Origin of the sequence: Streptomyces sp. NPDC052043, from assembly GCF_044548235.1 — a bacterium.
Classification (GTDB): Bacteria; Actinomycetota; Actinomycetes; order Streptomycetales; family Streptomycetaceae; genus Streptomyces.
In genome coordinates this window covers 395,874-413,547 of record NZ_JBIUBT010000002.1, presented here as the reverse complement: position 1 = coordinate 413,547, position 17,674 = coordinate 395,874, and the positions used below count along the sequence as shown (strand labels likewise).

Sequence of the window (17,674 nt, the reverse complement as noted above, 5' to 3'; positions counted from 1 at the left end):
AGCCAGGCGGTCCTGCGTTTGGATACGTTCCGGTAGAGGGCTCGTGCCCGGTGGAGGCGGCCGGAGGGCCTTTCGGGGGAATCGCTGGCTGACTGCTGCACGACCCAAAGGTATCTCCGTCGGTCCCCCTCCCCCGCACCCGCCGGGGAGCGGTCGCCGGGCGGGACCTCCGGCGGGGCCCGGCGGGCCCGGTGCCGGGCGATCGCGTGATGCCCGGCGCCGTACCGCGCGGTAGGTTCCGTCGTATGGCACCCAGCACGCACACCGTGACCAACCAGCCGCCGCCGCTGGTCGGCTACGACGTCTTCGCCGCCGATCAGGCCCTGGCCGAGGCGGTCGGACGGCACGTGGACGCGGAGCTGCACGACGAGGTGCGCGCGGAGCTGACGGTGCTCGGCCGGGCCGCGGGTTCGGCCCAGGTGCAGGAGTGGGCAGCGCAGGCCAACGAGAACCCGCCGAGGCTGCGCACCCACGACCGCTACGGCCACCGCGTCGACGAGGTCGAGTTCCATCCGTCCTGGCACCGGCTCCTCGGCAAGGGCGTCTCCGCCGGGCTGACCGCCGCCTGGAACCGCCCGGCCGGGCATGTGCGGCGGGCGGCCGCCTTCCTGGTGTGGACGCAGGCCGAGGCCGGCACCGGCTGCCCGCTGTCGATGACCCACGCGGCCGTGCCCGCGCTGCGCACCGACCCGGAGCTCGCCGCCGAGTGGGAGCCGCGGCTGACGTCCGTGGTCTACGAGCGCGAACTGCGGCCCGCGCACCTGAAGGCCGGGGCGCTGTTCGGGATGGGCATGACCGAGAAGCAGGGCGGCAGCGACGTACGGGCGGGCACCACCGCGGCCAGGCCGCTCGCCGAGGACGGCGCCTACGAGCTGACCGGGCACAAGTGGTTCTGCTCGGCGCCGATGTCGGACGGGTTCCTGGTGCTCGCGCAGGCGCCGGGAGGGCTGACCTGCTTCCTGGTGCCGCGGGTGCTGCCGGACGGCACACGCAACGTGTTCCTTCTCCAGCGCCTGAAGGACAAGCTGGGCAACCGGTCGAACGCCTCCGCCGAGGTCGAGTTCGACGGAACCTGGGCACGCCGGGTCGGCGCGGAGGGGCGCGGGGTGCGCACCATCATCGAGATGGTCGCGGCGACCCGCCTCGACTGCGTGCTCGGATCGGCGGGGCTGATGCGGCAGGCGGTGGCACAGGCGGTGCACCACTGCGCGCACCGCGAGGCGTTCGGCGGCAGGCTCCTCGACAAGCCGCTGATGCGCAACGTGCTGGCCGACCTCGCGCTGGAGTCGGAGGCGGCGACGACACTCGCGCTGCGGCTCGCGGCCGCCTACGACGACGGGGGCGAGCAGGAGCGGGCGCTGCTGCGGATCGCGGTGCCGGCCGCCAAGTACTGGGTCACCAAGCGGTGCGCGCCGCTGACGGTGGAGGCCTCGGAGTGCCTGGGCGGCAACGGGTACGTGGAGGAGTCCGGGATGCCGCGCCTGGTGCGCGAGTCGCCGCTCAACTCGGTCTGGGAGGGCGCCGGGAACGTACAGGCGCTGGACGTGCTGCGGGCGCTGACGCGGGAGCCGGGGGCGCTCGACGCCTATCTGCGGGAGGTGGGCCAGGCGCGCGGCGCCGACCACCGTCTCGACGCGGCGATCAAGCGGCTGCTCACCGAACTCGCCGATCTGGACGGCGTCGAGGCCCGGGCCCGGCGGCTGACCGAACGGCTGGCGCTGGTGCTCCAGGGGGCACTCCTGGTGCGGTACGCGCCGCCGGACGTCGCCGACGCGTTCTGCGCCTCGCGGCTGGGCGGCGAGTGGGGCGCGGCCTTCGGGGCGCTCCCGCACACCCTGAACCTGGCGGCGGTGGTGGAACGCGCGCGTCCCGCGCACTGACGCGGGGGTGGCACTGCGCCGACACGGCACCACCCCCGCTGTTGTGGCCCGTTCCAGGCCGCACTCGCCGCGCACGGCGATGTTGAACAAGTTTCAATGAACTCACGGTCGTTCACCAGGGTCGCAGCGGCTTGCGCCTTGCCCGTGCGTGTGAGTGGACTGCGCGCCTCCGGCACGGCGGGGCGCCGGCGGCCCGGGGCACGTCATCGCCGTGCCGTGAGGGGCGCGGGTGGGTGACTCCCGTGGGCCCGTCAGGTCAGGCGTTCGGCTTCCGGGTGGCATCTTCCGCATATTTGCAGGGTCTTCGACCTGCCGCGGGCCGGACTGCCGTAGCATCGCCCCAGGGTCGCCCCAGCCGCTCCTCGGTCAACGCTCGGACCTCCCGTAGCAGTTGGCCCGTGGGAGCGCGGCGGCGTCCCGGAGGCGACCCGAGCCCTGAAAAGGGGGCTGTATGAAGCAGCGCGGCAGACACCGCAGGCGCAGACAGGGCAGGGCGCTGCGCGCCGTCCTGGCCGGGGCCGGTCTCGCGCTGACCGCGGCCGCCACCATGATCAGCACCTCGCAGGCCACGGTCGCCGACGACCCCGGGGCCCTGAAGCCACTCACCTCGTCCGCCGAGCTCGACGGTCTGCGGCTGACCGAACAGCCGGTGCCGCAGCGGTCCCTGGACCGGCTCGCCAAGTCGATGGGCCGGCCCGTCGGTGTCGGCACGGTACTCGGCGGCGCCGACCGCTCGCTGCGCGGCGCGGACGACTGCGACGCCGAGGAGAGGAAGGCGCTGCCCGTCGAGCCGGCGGTCACGCGCGCCTACTGCTGGGCCCCCGCCGATTCCGCCACCCGCCGGTGGCGGCCGGAGTCGGTGACCACCTCCGGGGACGCCGAGGACAGCGGCCGATGGGGCGACCACCGGGTGATCCTCTCCGGCTGGACGCGCGAGGCCGGCGACCACCACGGTCTGGCCCGGGTGGCCTTCGTCAACGCCGACGACCCCGACCACCTCACCTACACCTGGGCGCTGCTCGTCGTCCCGGTCGACGGCGGACGCGACTTCCGCGGGCTCGTCTCGCACGTGTCGGGGATGGTCTGGTACCGGGACAAGCTGCTGGTCACCACCTCCGGCGCCGAGCGCGACGCGCTGTACGTCTACGACCTGCGGCGCATCCACCGCGCCACGGTCGGCGGCGACGCCGTGGGCCGGGTGGCGGGCGGCTGGTCGGCGCACGGCTACCGGTGGGTGCTGCCCGCGGTCGCCTCCTACCGCCCGGCCGACGGCAACTGCGTCCGGGCGGCCGGCGCGGACCCCTCCACGCGGCCCTGTCCTGACGGGCTCTCGCTGGACCGCAGTTCCACGCCGGCCAGCCTGGTGGCGAGTCAGGCGGTACCCGCGGACGACGGCCGCCGCACGCGTCTGTGGCGCTACGCCTTCAGCGGGGACCCCGCCCGCTCCGGTCTGCTGGCCACCGACTCCGGCTCCACCGTGGTCCCGGACGAGGCCTACGTGACGAAGACGGACGACATCCGGGGCGTCCTGTCGCACCGCCCGGCTCCGTCCGCGCCGCCGGACTGGTACCTGGGCCGCCCCGCGGACGAGGGCACCCACGGCACGCTGTGGCGGCAGGACGCACGCGGCGCGAAGGCGGTCGGGTGCGGCTCGGAGGACACCCACCGCTGCTGGGGCGACGGCACCGGCTCCCTGTCCTACTGGCAGGAGACCGGCGACGTCTGGTCCCTGTCGGGCCGGATGCTGTTCGCGCTGCCCCTGTCCTCGGTCGAACGGGAGCTGCGCTAGGGCCTGTTGCGAAAGTCCCGCCGTCCGACCGGAGGGCGGGCCTCGCAATCGGCATCGACACGGGCCCGGCGCGGATGATTCCCTGACCGGCATGACGAGCATCACCGTGACCACCTGGTCCCTGGAGCAGACCTCCCCGGCCGATCTCCTGCCGGCCGCCGCGCCCGAGGGCGACGCCGTACGGGTCGTCCGGTCCGAGGTTCCCTCCCCCGAGTTCAGCCGGTTCCTGTACGCCTCGGTCGGTGGCGACATCCGCTGGACTGACCGGCTGGGCTGGACGTACGCGCGGTGGCGGGAGCACCTGGAGCGTCCGGGTGTCGAGACCTGGGTGGCGTACGACCGCGGCACGCCGGCGGGTTACGTCGAGCTGGAGGCGCAGGACGAGGGCGTCGTGGAGATCGTCTACTTCGGGCTGATCGAGGCCTTCCGCGGCCGGCGGATCGGCGGCCACCTGCTGTCCTGCGGCACCGCCCGCGCCTGGGACCTGGCCGACCGCTGGCCCGGGCGGACACCGACGAAGCGGGTCTGGCTGCACACGTGCAGCAAGGACGGCGAGTACGCGATGGACAACTACCAGCGCCGCGGATTCAAGCTCTTCGACACCAAGGTCGAGGAGGAGCCCGAGGTGGCCACTCCGGGCCCCTGGCCGGGGGCGTACCCGGCCTGACCTGCGGGCGCGCGCACGATCGCGCCCGATGCGCCCGACGACACCCCTGTCCTGAATACCGGGACAGGGGTGTCCGTATGACGGACGAAGCTGGACGCTGTCCAGATCTCCGTGCCAGGCTTTCCACCATGTCTGGAACTGGAATCGCCTTGGTGAGCCGACGGCACGTCGACCACGGCCGCATGTCCAGCGCCATCTGTCCGGCGAGCTGACCCCACCCGCCGTGGCCTGACGGCCACGGGCCCGGCACGGTTTCCCGCTTTCCCCGCTTTTTCTGCTTTCCCGCTGCCCTGCCTTCCCGCAGTCCTGCTTTCTCGCTTTCCTGCTTTCCCCAGCCCTGCGCACAGACGCGCATGCCTGCCCGTCTGCCCATGCGTGCTGCAGCCGCGCAGGTCAGAGCCGCATTCCCGCTGTTCCGAAGGACGTATCGACCATGGCCGCCTCCCCGCAGAACCCCACCGCGCCCCGCCGCAAGGTGAGCCGTCACCGCGGCGAGGGGCAGTGGGCCGTGGGGCATCTGACCCCGCTCAACGGCAACGAACAGTTCAAGAAGGACGACGACGGTCTCAATGTGCGGACACGCATTGAGACGATCTACTCCCAGCGCGGTTTCGACTCCATCGACCCCAACGACCTGCGCGGCCGGATGCGCTGGTGGGGTCTGTACACCCAGCGCAAGCCCGGCATCGACGGCGGCAAGACCGCGATCCTGGAGCCGGAGGAGCTGGACGACCGCTACTTCATGATGCGGGTGCGCATCGACGGCGGCCGGCTGACCACCCGGCAGCTGCGCGTCATCGGTGAGGTCTCGCAGGAGTTCGCGCGCGGCACCGCCGACATCACCGACCGGCAGAACATCCAGTACCACTGGATCCGGATCGAGGACGTGCCGGAGATCTGGAACCGGCTGGAGGCCGTCGGCCTGTCCACGGTCACCGCCTGCGGCGACACCCCGCGCGTCATGATCGGCTCCCCCGTCGCCGGCATCGCCGAGGACGAAATCGTCGACGCCACCCCGGCGTTGGAGGAGATGCAGCGCCGCGTCCTGGGCAACAAGGCGTACTCGAACCTCCCCCGGAAGTTCAAGACGGCCATCTCCGGCTCCCCGCTGCTGGACGTGGTCCACGAGATCAACGACGTCGCGTTCGTGGGTGTGCGCCACCCCGAGCACGGGCCCGGCTTCGACCTGTGGGTCGGCGGCGGCCTGTCCACCAACCCCAAGCTGGGCGTGCGGCTGGGCGCCTGGGTGCCGCTGGAGGAGGTCCCGGACGTCTACGAGGGCGTCCTGTCGATCTTCCGTGACTACGGCTACCGGCGGCTGCGCAACCGGGCCCGGCTGAAGTTCCTGGTCGCCGACTGGGGCGCGGAGAAGTTCCGCCGGGTGCTGGAGGACGAGTACCTGAAGCGGCCTCTCGTCGACGGGCCCGCCCCTGAGCAGCCCGTCCAGCAGTGGCGCGACCACGTCGGGGTGCACCGGCAGAACGACGGCCGCCACTACGTCGGGTTCGCCCCGCGGGTCGGCCGCGTCGACGGCGCCACCCTGACGAAGATCGCCGAACTGGCCGAGGCGCACGGCTCGGGACGGGTCCGTACCACCGTCGAACAGAAGATGATCATCCTCGATGTCGAGGGGGACCAGGTCGACTCGCTGATCGCCGGTCTGGAGGCGCTGGACCTCACCGCCCGGCCGTCCACGTTCCGGCGCGGCACGATGGCCTGCACCGGCATCGAGTTCTGCAAGCTCGCCATCGTCGAGACCAAGGCGCGCGGCGCCACGCTGATCGACGAACTCGAGCGGCGCCTGCCGGACTTCGACGAGCCGATCACCATCAACCTCAACGGCTGCCCCAACGCCTGCGCCCGCATCCAGGTGGCGGACATCGGCCTCAAGGGCCAGCTGGTGGTCGACGACAAGGGCGAGCAGGTCGAGGGCTACCAGGTGCACCTGGGCGGCGCGCTCGGCCTGGAGCCCGGCTTCGGCCGCAAGGTGCGCGGCCTGAAGGTGACGGCCAGGGAGCTGCCCGACTACATCGAGCGGGTCCTGAGCCGCTACCAGGAGCAGCGCGAGGACGGCGAGCGGTTCGCCGCCTGGGCCGCGCGGGCGTCCGAGGAGGAGCTGTCATGAGCGAGCGTGCCGCCCCCTTCTACTGCCCGTACTGCGGGGAGGAGGACCTCCGGCCCAGCGAGGAGGGCCACGGCGCCTGGGAGTGCGCGGGGTGCAACCGGGCCTTCCGGCTGAAGTTCCTCGGCCTGCTCGTTCGGGGCGTCCAGCGCGCCGGCCACGAAGGGGACGAGCGGCTATGACGGTCATTCAGGACACCGTGGGCGACGCCGAGTTGAAGGCGTTGGCCGAGCAGGCGGGCCGTGATCTGGAGGACGCCTCCGCGCTGGAGATCCTCCAGTGGGCGGCGGCCACCTTCGGCCGCCGGTTCTGCGTCACCTCGTCCATGGAGGACGCGGTGGTCGCCCATCTGGCCTCCCGTGCGATGCCCGGTGTGGACGTGGTGTTCCTCGACACCGGCTACCACTTCCCGGAGACCATCGGCACCCGCGACGCGGTCGAGGCCGTGCTGGACGTCCACGTCATCACCCTCACCCCCCGGCAGACGGTCGCCGAACAGGACGCCGCGTACGGCCCGAGGCTGCACGACCGCGATCCGGACCTGTGCTGCCGGCTGCGCAAGGTGCGGCCGCTGGAGGAGGGCCTGGAGGGCTACCTGGCCTGGGCGACCGGGCTGCGCCGCGACGAGTCCCCGACCCGGGCGAACACCCCGGTCGTCGGCTGGGACGAGAAGCGGCGGAAGGTCAAGATTTCCCCGATCGCCCGCTGGACCCAGGACGACGTGGACGCCTACGTCGCCGAACACGGTGTCCTGACCAACCCGTTGCTGATGGACGGCTACGGCTCCGTGGGCTGCGCGCCCTGCACCCGGCGCCTGCTTCAGGGCGAGGACGCGCGCGCCGGCCGCTGGGCGGGCAGCTCCAAGACCGAGTGCGGACTGCACGGCTGAGCCATGACCGTACCGACGACGCTGTCGATGCTGTCGGTGCTTTCGACGATCACTTCCACCCACAGGGAGAACCACGTGACGACCGGAGCCACCGTCTGGCTCACGGGTCTGCCGAGTGCCGGCAAGACCACCATCGCGCACGAACTGGCCGGGCGGCTGCGTGCGGAGGGCCACCGCGTCGAGGTGCTCGACGGCGACGAGATCCGCGAGTTCCTCTCCGCGGGCCTCGGCTTCAGCCGCGAGGACCGGCACACCAACGTGCGGCGCATCGGCTTCGTCGCCGAACTGCTCGCCCGCAACGGCGTCAAGGCGCTGGTCCCGGTGATCGCGCCGTACACCGACAGCCGCGACGCGGTGCGCGCGTGGCACGCGAAGAACGGCACGACGTATCTGGAGGTGCACGTCGCCACCCCGGTCGAGGTGTGCTCCGTACGCGATGTGAAGGGTCTGTACGCCCGGCAGGCCGCGGGCGAGCTGACGGGCCTGACCGGCGTCGACGACCCGTACGAGGAGCCCCGGACGCCGGATCTGCGCATCGAGTCGCAGCACCAGACGGTCGGGGAGTCCGCGGGCTCCGTGCACGCGCTGCTCAGCGAAAGGGGACTGGCATGACGACCGTCGCCGAGACCACGGCGGGCGACGAGGGCACGGGCAGCCCGTACGCCCTCTCCCACCTGGACGCGCTCGAGTCCGAGGCGGTGCACGTCTTCCGCGAGGTGGCGGGCGAGTTCGAGAACCCGGTGATCCTTTTCTCCGGGGGCAAGGACTCCATCGTCATGCTGCACCTGGCGCTGAAGGCGTTCCGGCCCGCCGCGGTCCCCTTCTCGCTGCTGCACGTGGACACCGGGCACAACTTCCCCGAGGTCCTCGACTACCGCGACCGCACGGTCGAAGGGCACGGCCTGCGGCTGCACGTCGCCTCCGTACAGGAGTACATCGACCGGGGCGTCCTCAAGGAGCGCCCGGACGGCACCCGCAACCCGCTCCAGACCCTCCCGCTGACCGAGAGGATCCGGTCCGAGCGGTTCGACGCGGTGTTCGGCGGCGGGCGCCGCGACGAGGAGAAGGCACGCGCCAAGGAGCGGGTGTTCTCGCTGCGGGACGAGTTCTCCCAGTGGGACCCGCGCCGTCAGCGGCCCGAGCTGTGGAACCTCTACAACGGCCGGCACGCGCCCGGCGAGCACGTGCGGGTGTTCCCGCTGTCCAACTGGACAGAGCTGGACGTGTGGCAGTACATCGCCCGCGAGGGCATCGAGCTGCCCGGGATCTACTACGCCCACACGCGTGAGGTCTTCCAGCGCGGCGGCATGTGGCTGACCGCCGGTGACTGGGGCGGCCCCAAGGACGGCGAGAGCGTGGAGAAGCGGATCGTGCGCTACCGCACCGTCGGCGACATGTCCTGCACCGGCGCCGTCGACTCCGACGCCGACACCATCGAGAAGGTCATCACCGAGATCGCCGCCTCGCGCCTGACCGAGCGCGGCGCCACCCGGGCCGACGACAAGCTGTCCGAGGCCGCGATGGAAGACCGCAAGCGCGAGGGGTACTTCTAGCCGTGAGCACGATCACCGCCGCGGAGCTCGCGGCCACCACCCTGCTGCGGTTCGCCACCGCCGGCTCCGTCGACGACGGCAAGTCCACCCTGGTGGGGCGGCTGCTGCACGACTCCAAGTCGGTGCTCGCCGACCAGCTGGAGGCCGTGGAGCGCGTCTCCGCGAGCCGCGGCCAGCAGGCCCCGGACCTCGCGCTGCTGACGGACGGGCTGCGCGCCGAGCGCGAGCAGGGCATCACCATCGACGTGGCCTACCGCTACTTCGCCACCCCGCGCCGCCGGTTCATCCTCGCGGACACGCCGGGCCATGTGCAGTACACGCGGAACATGGTCACCGGCGCGTCCACCGCGGAGCTGACGGTGATCCTGGTGGACGCCCGCAACGGCGTGGTGGAGCAGACCCGCCGGCACGCGGCGATCGCCGCGCTGCTGCGGGTGCCGCACGTGGTCCTGGCCGTGAACAAGATGGACCTGGTCGACTACCGGGAGTCCGTGTTCGCCGCGATCGCCGAGGAGTTCACCGCGTACGCCACCGAACTGGGCGTTCCCGAGGTCACCGCGATCCCGATCTCGGCGCTGGTCGGCGACAACGTGGTGGAACCGTCCGCGGCCATGGACTGGTACGGCGGCCCGACCGTCCTGGAGCACCTGGAGACGGTCCCGGTCAGCCACGACCTGGCGCACTGCCACGCGCGGCTGCCCGTGCAGTACGTGATCCGGCCGCAGACCGCCGAGCACCCCGACTACCGCGGCTACGCCGGCCAGATCGCCGCCGGCAGCTTCCGGGTCGGCGACGAGGTCACGGTGCTGCCGTCCGGCCGCACCACCCGGATCGCCGGCATCGACCTGCTCGGCGAGCCGGTCGACGTGGCCTGGACGACGCAGTCGGTGACGGTCCTGCTCCGGGACGACATCGACGTCTCGCGCGGTGACCTGATCGTGCCCAGCAAGGACGCGCCCGCCACCACCCAGGACGTGGAGGCGACCGTCTGCCACGTCGCCGACCAGCCGCTGACCGTCGGCCACCGGGTGCTGCTCAAGCACGGCACCCGCACGGTCAAGGCGATCGTCAAGGACATCCCGTCCCGGCTCACCCTGGACGACCTGTCCCTGCACCCGCACCCCGGGCAGCTCGTCGCCAACGACATCGGCCGGGTGAAGATCCGCACCGCCGAGCCGCTGCCGGTCGACGCCTACGCCGACTCCCGCCGCACCGGCTCGTTCATCCTGATCGACCCCGGCGACGGCACCACGCTCACCGCGGGGATGGTCGGCGAGTCGTTCGCCATGCCGGCACCGGTCAAGGACACCGCGAACGAGGACGGCTGGGACTTCTGACCATGAACTCCTCCGATTTCTACTCGACGTTCGCCAAGGAGGGCGGCCGGGTGGGCAGCGGCGCTCTCGGCAGCGGGCAGGGTGGGGTGGCCCGATGTGCGGACTGACGTACGCGCACCGCCCGCGCGCCCTCACCCCCCACCCGCACCGACGAAGACCTGCCGACCTCCCGGCCACGGCCTGAGACGCCGTGACCGCCGGGCCGACGAGGGGACAACCTCCCGTGCCTGCCACCAGCTCGTCCACCCTCCGCCGCGGCCTCGCCATGGCCGCCGCCCTGCCCCTGCTCGCCCTCGCCGCCTGCGGCTACGGCTCCCAGTCCGACGACGGCGGCGCCCAGCAGAAGGTGGCCGCCGGGGCGAAGAAGACCGACGGTCTCGACGCGGTCAGAATCGGCTACTTCGGCAACCTGACCCACGCGACCGCGCTGGTCGGGGTGCAGAAGGGCTTCTTCCAGAAGGAGCTGGGCGCCACGATCGTCAAGCCGTCGGTCTTCAACGCCGGGCCGTCCGAGATCGAGGCCCTCAACTCCGGCTCCATCGACATCGGCTGGATCGGCCCGTCCCCGGCGATCAACGGCTACACCAAGTCGGACGGCAAGAGCCTGCGCATCATCGGAGGTTCGGCCTCCGGCGGGGTCAAGCTCGTCGTCAACCCGGCGAGGATCAAGTCCCTGAAGGACGTCAAGGGCAAGAAGATCGCGACCCCGCAGCTGGGCAACACGCAGGACGTGGCCTTCCTCAACTGGATCGCGGAGCAGGGCTGGAAGGTCGACGCGCTCAGCGGCAAGGGCGACGTCTCCGTGGTCCGCACCGACAACAAGATCACCCCGGACGCCTACAGGTCCGGCTCCATCGACGGCGCCTGGGTGCCGGAGCCGACCGCGTCGAAGCTGGTCGCCGAGGGTGCCAAGGTGCTCCTTGACGAGGCGTCGCTGTGGCCCGACAAGAAGTTCGTGATCACGAACATCATCGTGTCGCAGAAGTTCCTCAAGGAACACCCGAAGGCCGTCGAGGCGGTGCTGAAGGCCTCCGTCGAGACCAACAAGTGGATCAACGGCCACCCGGACGAGGCGAAGACCGCGGCGAACAAGCAGCTCGGGATCGACTCCGGCAAGGAACTGCCGGGCGACGTCCTGGACCCGGCGTGGCAGTCCATCCAGATCACCGACGACCCGCTGGCCTCGACCCTCGACACGGAGGCGAGGCACGCCGTCAAGGCGGGTCTGCTGCAGAGCCCCGAGCTGGCCGGCATCTATGACCTGGCCCCGCTGAACAAGGTGCTGAAGGCCGCGGGCGAACCGACCGTCGACGACGCCGGTCTCGGCGCCCAGTAGAGCCCGAAGCCGAAGAGTTCCCAGGAGGTGACGACCATGGCCACGACCCTCGCCGGGGCCGCCGAGACCGTAACGCACGCGGCCCGCCTCGAGAACGTCTCGAAGTCCTTCGCGGGACCGGGCGGGCAGCAGCTCGTCCTGGACGGCATCAGCCTCGATGTCGCTCCGGGCGAGTTCGTCACCCTCCTGGGGGCCTCGGGCTGCGGCAAGTCCACCCTGCTCAACCTGGTGGCGGGGCTGGACCAGCCGACCGCCGGGTCCATCACGACGGACGGCCGCCCCGCCCTGATGTTCCAGGAACACGCCCTCTTCCCCTGGCTGACCGCGGGCAAGAACATCGAACTCGCCCTGAGACTGCGGGGGGTGGCGAAGCCGGAGCGGCGCGGCCGGGCCGAGGAGCTGCTCGAACTCGTCCGGCTGAAGGGCGCGCACGGCAAGCGCGTCCACGAACTGTCCGGCGGAATGCGCCAGCGCGTGGCGCTGGCCCGCGCGCTGGCCCAGGAGAGCAACCTGCTCCTGATGGACGAGCCGTTCGCGGCGCTCGACGCCATCACCCGGGACGTCCTGCACGACGAGCTGACCCGGATCTGGCAGCAGACCGGGGTGTCGGTGCTGTTCGTCACCCACAACGTGCGCGAGGCGGTGCGGCTGGCCCAGCGGGTGGTGCTGCTGTCCTCCCGTCCGGGCCGGGTGGCCCGGGAGTGGACGGTGGACATCCCGCAGCCGCGCCGCATCGAGGACGCGCCCGTGGCGGAACTGTCCCTGGAGATCACCGAAGTCCTGCGTGGGGAGATCCGCCGACATGGCCAGCACTGAGACGAAGACGGCGCACGGCGCCGAACTGGCCGACGTGGAAGCCGGTCTGGACGCCCTGGAGACCACCGCGGCCGGCCGGGCCCCGCTGCGCCGGACCCTCGTCGACAAGGTCCTGCCACCGGTCGTGGCGATCGCGGTGGTCCTGGTGCTCTGGCAGGCGCTGATCTCCCTGAAGGTGGTCGACGACCCGAGCAGGCTGCCCTCGCCCGCCGACGTAGGCGGCGAGTTCAAGGACGCCTGGTTGCAGGGCAAGCTGCTCGGCTTCATCTGGACGTCCGTCTCGCGCGGTCTGCTGGGCTTCCTGCTGGCGCTGGCGATCGGCACCCCGCTGGGCCTGCTGGTGGCCCGGGTCAGGTTCGTGCGCGCGGCCATCGGCCCGATCCTGTCCGGCCTCCAGTCACTGCCGTCGGTGGCGTGGGTGCCGCCCGCGGTGATCTGGCTGGGCCTGGACAACTCGATGATGTACGCGGTGATCCTGCTCGGCGCGGTCCCCTCCATCGCCAACGGCCTGGTGTCCGGCATCGACCAGGTGCCGCCGCTGTTCCTGCGGGCGGGCCGCACGATGGGCGCGACGGGACTCCGGGGCGCCCGGCACATCGTGCTTCCGGCCGCGCTGCCGGGCTATCTGGCCGGTCTGAAGCAGGGCTGGGCGTTCTCCTGGCGCTCGCTGATGGCCGCGGAGATCATCGCCTCCTCGCCGGACCTGGGCATCGGCCTGGGCGCGCTGCTCGAGAACGGCCGCAACGCCAGCTCCATGGCCATGGTGTTCGAGGCCATCATCCTGATCCTGTTCGTCGGCATCGCCATCGACCTGCTGATCTTCAGTCCGCTGGAGCGGCGGGTGCTGCGCGGCCGCGGTCTTCTCGTGAAGAGCTGAACGCCCATGATCCACCAGCCCGTTCTCCTCGTCGTCGCCCACGGCAGCCGCGATCCGCGGCATGCCGCGACCGTGCACGCCCTGGTCCGCCGGGTCCGGGCGCTGCGCCCCGGGCTCCGGGTGGAGACCGGCTTCCTGGACTTCAACGTCCCGTCCGTACCGGGCGTCCTTGACGCCCTGGCGGCCGACGGGGTGCGGGACGTCGTGGCCCTGCCGCTGCTGCTGACCCGCGCCTTCCACGCCAAGGCGGACATCCCCTCGGTGCTGCGCCGGGCGCCGTCGCGGCTGCGGATCCGGCAGGCGGAGGTCCTCGGCCCCTCACCGCTGCTGACGGACGCTCTGGAACGCCGTCTGCACGAGGCGGGTCTCGATCCCGCCGACAAGTCCTCGACCGGGGTCGTGCTGGCCTCGGCGGGGTCCTCCGACCCGGAGGCGATCGCAGTGATCGCAGACATCGCGCGGGAGTGGCGGCACACCGGCTGGTGCGCCGTGCGGCCTGCGTTCGCCTCCGCTTCACCACCGCGCACCGAGGACGCGGTGCGGGAACTGCGGGAGCTGGGCTGCGCCAAGGTCGCGGTCGCACCGTACGTGCTGGCACCGGGTTTCCTGCCGGACCGCATCGCACGGGGCGCGGCCGAGGCCGGGGCCGACGTGCTGGCCGGGGTGCTCGGCCCGGCGCCGGAGGTGGCGCGGGTCCTGCTGGAGCGCTACGACGCCGCCCGGCTGCCGCTGTCGGCTGCTCTGGGGGCCTGACGGGCGGGTACGGGCCGCGGCCCGGCACTCCCCCGTGGTGCCGGTCCGCGAACCGTCCGACCAGCGCCCGCCGTTGATCGGTGAGCGGTGGTGACGTTCAGTACAGCGTGCGGCGGTGCGCAAGTGTCACTGCCGTACGGCGGGCGGGGGCCCGAATGTGGATCATCCCGCCCATGCCGTGTGCCGAGGCCCGGTTCGGCGCGGCTCAGTCGAAGCGGAGTGATCCGGTGCGGGTCCGCTTGAGTTCGAAGAAGTCCGGCCGGGTCGCCAAAACCCGGAAGGCGTCGAACAGTTCGACCGCCTCGGCCCCGCGCGGAACGGCCCGCAACACCGGCCCGAACCAGACCGTTCCGTCGACGTGAAGGGTGGGCGTCCCCACGTACGCGCCGGTGTCCGCCTCGGCGCCTGCCTCGTGACTGCGCCGTACCGCCTCGTCGTAGGAGGGATCGTGCGCGGCCGCCGCGAGGTCCTGGTCGAGTCCGAGCTCGGCCAGGGACCCGGCGACGACCTCGTCGAAGTCCTCCACCCGGCGTTCGTGGATGCGGACGCCGAACGCGGTGTACAGGTCCCGCAGCGCCTTCTCGCCGTGCCGCTCGGCGGCGGCCACCGCGACCCGCACCGGGCCGATCGACCTGTCGACCAGTTCCCGGTACCAGTCCGGCAGTTCGTTGCCGGTGTTGTGCAGGTACAGGCTCATGACCTGGAACCTGAGGTCGAGCGGACGCTCACGTTCCACCTCAAGCAGCCAGCGGGAGGTGATCCAGGCGAAGGGGCAGGCGGGGTCGAAGAAGAGGTCGACGCGGGTCGGCGAGTCAGTCGGCGAGTCATGGGTCATGCCGTCGACGCTAGCGGCCGATTGGCACAGGATCGCGGTCCAATCAGGAGGCCTTTTCCTGAGCCACTTGGTCCGCCCGGCCCGCCCGTTCCGCCCGGTCCGCGGTGGCCACCGTGTCCGCCAGCCGCACCAGTTCCGCCACCGGCAGCGAGCCGGCCGGCCGGCGCTCCCGTGCGAAGGTGTTGGCCAGGTGCTGGAGCAGTTCGTTCAGCGGTGCCGGTATGCCGTGCAGCCGGCCCAGGAGCACGATCTCCCCGTTGAGGTGGTCGGCCTCGATGGAGCCGGTGCCGCGGGCGAGGGACTGCCAGGAGGAGCCGCCGCCGCGCGGGGCGCCGGGCAGCGGCACCAGGGTGATCTTGTCGCCGCGGGCCTCCCGCTGCTCCTCGGCGCTCGCCCACGGGATGCCTGCGGCGGCGAGCACCGCCTCGCCCTCGGCGCGCACCCTCGCGTACAGCGCCCGCGCCGCCTCGTTGTCCAGCGGGCCGCTGACGGCCTCGATGGCGTTGGCGAGGTTGCCGAGCAGCTTGGCGTACTGCCAGCGGGTCACCTCCGGCACGACCGGTGCCTCGAAGTGCGCCGCCTCCAGATCGGCGGAGATCCGCCGCAGGGTGCCGTCGGTGCCGTGCGGGTAGCGGCCCAGGTGCAGCATGCCGGTGAGCGGGGTGCCGGCGGCCGAGACGGCGCCGGGTTCGACGTGGGTCGCGGGCAGCCAGACGCAGATGCCGTACACGTGCCGGAAGCGGCGCAGGGCGAGCCGCTGCCCCTCCACCCCGTTCTGCGCGCACAGCAGCGGCAGCGTCCCCTCGGCCGTGCCGCCGCCCGCGACCGGCGCCGGCCCCCAGGCCGCCAGCGCCGCCTCGGTGTCCTGCGTCTTGACGGCCAGCACGAGCACGTCGTCGGCGCGCAGTTCGCCGAGCGCCTCGGGCCCGTCCACGGCGGGCAGCCGGTACGTCAGCTCGCCCTCCGGCACTCTCAGCCGCAGCCCGCCCTCCCGCAGTGCCGCGAGGTGCGCTCCCCGCGCGACCAGCACGACCTCACGCCCGCTCTGCGCCAGCCGCCCCCCGATGGCACCGCCGACCGCCCCTGCCCCGATGATGATGTATCGCATGGGACGAGCCTTGCACAGCGAACCAAGCGCCCCAACGGACGACCGAGGAGATCGTGTGCCCCCGGAGATGTTCATGCTCGGCGGCGACCTGCCCGTACGCCGCCTCGGCTACGGCACCGCGCAGCTGACCGGCCCCGGTTACTGGGGCCCGCGCGGCGACGCGCGAGACGCGGTGGCCGTGCTGCGGCGGGCAGTCGAGCGCGGGGTGACCCTGATCGACACCGCCGACAACTACGGCCCGTCCGTCGCCGAGGAACGCGTGGCCAAGGCGCTGCACCCCTACCCCGAGGACCTGGTGATCGCCACCAAGGGCGGGGTGGTCCGCACCAGCGACAGCGCCTGGCACATCGACGGGCGGCCACGAGCACTGCGCGCGATGTGCGAGGCGAGCCTGCGCAGGCTGCGGCTGGAGAGGATCGACCTGTACCAGCTGCACCGGCTGGACCCCGCGGTGCCGATGGCCGAACAGCTCGGTGTGCTCGACGAGTTGCGGAAGGAGGGCAAGATCCGTCACATCGGCCTGGACACCGTGTCCGCCGAACAGCTCGCCACCGCACTGGAGTCGACGCCCGTCGCCTCGGTCCAGAACCGCTACAACCTCCTCGCCCGGGCGTCGGAGCCGCTGTTGGAGCTGTGCGAGGAGCGCGGTATCGCGTTCCTGCCGTGGTTCCCGCTGGGCAACGGCACGTTGACCGGGAACCCGGAGTGCGCCGGGATCGCCGCCGCGCACGGCGCCACACCGGGACAGGTGGCCCTGGCCTGGCTGCTGCACCGCTCCCCCGTGCTCTGCCCGACGCCGGGCACGGGCACGCTCGCCCACCTGGAGGAGAACCTGGACGCGGCCGGGGTGTCCCTCGGCGCCGCCGAGCTGTCCCGGCTGGGCGCTCTCGGGTGAGCGCGTCCGCCCGGGTCGTGACCGTACGGGTCGCGTCCGTGCGGGTCGCGTCCGTGCGGGTCAGGCGTCCGGGGCGGTCAGCTCGACGAGTTTGAGCACCGTGTTCCAGTTCCGGCTGGTGGCGATCAGGTCCTTGTTCAGCCGCTTTCTGGAGAGGTGCTCGGCGAGCTTGGAACGGCCGAGCCCGTCCGGCGCGTACAGGTACAGGGCCCGGTCGCCGAGGCGGAACTCCTCGGGCAGGTAGGTGTCCCGGTCGATCTCCGCGTAGCGCTCCGCCGCGACGGGCGCGGAGAAGTAGGTCACGTGCAGCTGCCGGCCCTCCAGCTCGGCGGCCGGGAACGGGCAGGCCTCGGCGACCGCCCGCAGATAGGCGTGGTCGCGCACGATCACGTCCACCGGGAAGCCGAACCGCTTCTCCAGCGCCGCCGTGAGCTCGGCGGCCAGCGACTCCTCGTCGCCGTGACCGGCGGCGAACACGGCCTGGCCGCTCTGCAGATGCGTGCGCACCCCCGTGTGGCCGAGTTCGGCCACCAGGGTGCGCAGCTCGGCCATCGGGACCTTCTTGCCGCCCACGTTGATTCCGCGCAGCAGCGCGGCGTACGTCGTCATCCGCCCACGATAGAACCCGCCCCTGACAGAGCGGCGGTCGTGCCCCGTGGGGGCGGGCACGACGGCCGCCTGCCGAGGGGCGGGGCCGGACGAAACGATGACGGATCGCGGCGCCCGGAGCAACCGCTGCACGCGGCTGTGATTTGTTCAACAAGGTTGCGTAACCGCAAAGCCGAGCGCTTCCGGCGGAACGGACACCCTGATACGC

General features: G+C 72.2%; 17 protein-coding genes. 14 read left to right on the top strand and 3 right to left on the bottom strand.

Features of this window, described 5'->3' with window-relative positions:
* Positions 1-245 precede the first annotated feature (245 nt).
* The 13 genes from ACIHCX_RS06455 to ACIHCX_RS06395 all read left to right on the top strand — a co-directional run bounded on the left by ACIHCX_RS06455 (position 246) and on the right by ACIHCX_RS06395 (position 14,019).
* On the top strand, positions 246-1,880 hold the full coding sequence (locus tag ACIHCX_RS06455) for an acyl-CoA dehydrogenase family protein (protein WP_400027185.1): 1,635 nt from the start codon (positions 246-248) through the stop codon (positions 1,878-1,880).
* Positions 1,881-2,331: 451 nt separating this feature from the next.
* Entirely contained in the window at positions 2,332-3,669 is a 1,338-nt protein-coding gene (locus ACIHCX_RS06450; RefSeq protein ID WP_400027183.1) for a hypothetical protein, read from the top strand.
* A 91-nt stretch (positions 3,670-3,760) separates the two neighbouring features.
* Positions 3,761-4,336 carry a GNAT family N-acetyltransferase gene (locus tag ACIHCX_RS06445; RefSeq protein WP_400027181.1) on the top strand — a complete coding sequence of 192 codons (576 nt, stop codon included), beginning with the start codon at positions 3,761-3,763 and terminating at the stop codon, positions 4,334-4,336.
* 433 nt (positions 4,337-4,769) lie between these two features.
* Positions 4,770-6,461 (top strand): nitrite/sulfite reductase, encoded by a 1,692-nt coding sequence (locus ACIHCX_RS06440; protein WP_400027179.1) that lies wholly within the window; start codon positions 4,770-4,772, stop codon positions 6,459-6,461.
* Positions 6,458-6,640 (top strand): hypothetical protein, encoded by a 183-nt coding sequence (locus ACIHCX_RS06435; RefSeq protein ID WP_400027176.1) that lies wholly within the window; start codon positions 6,458-6,460, stop codon positions 6,638-6,640. The genes ACIHCX_RS06440 and ACIHCX_RS06435 overlap by 4 nt, the downstream gene beginning before the upstream one ends.
* Entirely contained in the window at positions 6,637-7,347 is a 711-nt protein-coding gene (locus ACIHCX_RS06430; protein WP_400027174.1) for a phosphoadenylyl-sulfate reductase, read from the top strand. Before ACIHCX_RS06435 ends, ACIHCX_RS06430 begins: the two co-directional genes overlap by 4 nt.
* 27 nt (positions 7,348-7,374) lie before the next feature.
* The gene (gene cysC, locus ACIHCX_RS06425) at positions 7,375-7,959 is read left to right on the top strand and encodes an adenylyl-sulfate kinase (RefSeq protein WP_400027702.1); all 585 of its coding nucleotides are present in this window, start codon (positions 7,375-7,377) and stop codon (positions 7,957-7,959) included.
* Positions 7,956-8,900, top strand: coding sequence for a sulfate adenylyltransferase subunit CysD (gene cysD / locus ACIHCX_RS06420; protein ID WP_400027172.1), 945 nt, complete (start codon positions 7,956-7,958; stop codon positions 8,898-8,900). The genes cysC and cysD overlap by 4 nt, the downstream gene beginning before the upstream one ends.
* A 2-nt stretch (positions 8,901-8,902) precedes the next feature.
* Positions 8,903-10,237, top strand: coding sequence for a sulfate adenylyltransferase subunit 1 (locus ACIHCX_RS06415; RefSeq protein ID WP_400027170.1), 1,335 nt, complete (start codon positions 8,903-8,905; stop codon positions 10,235-10,237).
* Positions 10,238-10,460: 223 nt separating this feature from the next.
* The gene (locus ACIHCX_RS06410) at positions 10,461-11,573 is read left to right on the top strand and encodes an aliphatic sulfonate ABC transporter substrate-binding protein (RefSeq protein ID WP_400027168.1); all 1,113 of its coding nucleotides are present in this window, start codon (positions 10,461-10,463) and stop codon (positions 11,571-11,573) included.
* 36 nt (positions 11,574-11,609) lie between these two features.
* Positions 11,610-12,389, top strand: coding sequence for an ABC transporter ATP-binding protein (locus ACIHCX_RS06405; protein WP_400027166.1), 780 nt, complete (start codon positions 11,610-11,612; stop codon positions 12,387-12,389).
* The gene (locus tag ACIHCX_RS06400; protein WP_400027164.1) at positions 12,376-13,266 is read left to right on the top strand and encodes an ABC transporter permease; all 891 of its coding nucleotides are present in this window, start codon (positions 12,376-12,378) and stop codon (positions 13,264-13,266) included. Before ACIHCX_RS06405 ends, ACIHCX_RS06400 begins: the two co-directional genes overlap by 14 nt.
* A 6-nt stretch (positions 13,267-13,272) precedes the next feature.
* A complete protein-coding gene (locus ACIHCX_RS06395) occupies positions 13,273-14,019 on the top strand; it encodes a sirohydrochlorin chelatase (protein WP_400027162.1) in 747 nt (248 codons plus the stop codon).
* A 205-nt stretch (positions 14,020-14,224) separates the two neighbouring features.
* Here the strand turns inward: ACIHCX_RS06395 and ACIHCX_RS06390 are convergent, their stop codons facing one another.
* Together ACIHCX_RS06390 and ACIHCX_RS06385 are read right to left on the bottom strand one after the other, a co-directional pair.
* Positions 14,225-14,854 carry a DsbA family protein gene (locus tag ACIHCX_RS06390; RefSeq protein WP_400027160.1) on the bottom strand — a complete coding sequence of 210 codons (630 nt, stop codon included), beginning with the start codon at positions 14,852-14,854 and terminating at the stop codon, positions 14,225-14,227.
* A 43-nt stretch (positions 14,855-14,897) separates the two neighbouring features.
* On the bottom strand, positions 14,898-15,962 hold the full coding sequence (locus ACIHCX_RS06385; protein WP_400027157.1) for a ketopantoate reductase family protein: 1,065 nt from the start codon (positions 15,960-15,962) through the stop codon (positions 14,898-14,900).
* Positions 15,963-16,029: 67 nt separating this feature from the next.
* On the opposite strand from ACIHCX_RS06385, the gene ACIHCX_RS06380 reads away from it, so the two are divergent.
* Positions 16,030-16,857 carry an aldo/keto reductase gene (locus ACIHCX_RS06380; protein WP_400027700.1) on the top strand — a complete coding sequence of 276 codons (828 nt, stop codon included), beginning with the start codon at positions 16,030-16,032 and terminating at the stop codon, positions 16,855-16,857.
* Positions 16,858-16,917: 60 nt separating this feature from the next.
* On the opposite strand, the gene ACIHCX_RS06375 is transcribed toward ACIHCX_RS06380, so the two are convergent.
* A complete protein-coding gene (locus ACIHCX_RS06375; RefSeq protein WP_400027155.1) occupies positions 16,918-17,466 on the bottom strand; it encodes a DUF1697 domain-containing protein in 549 nt (182 codons plus the stop codon).
* Between the last annotated feature and the right edge of the window lie 208 nt (positions 17,467-17,674).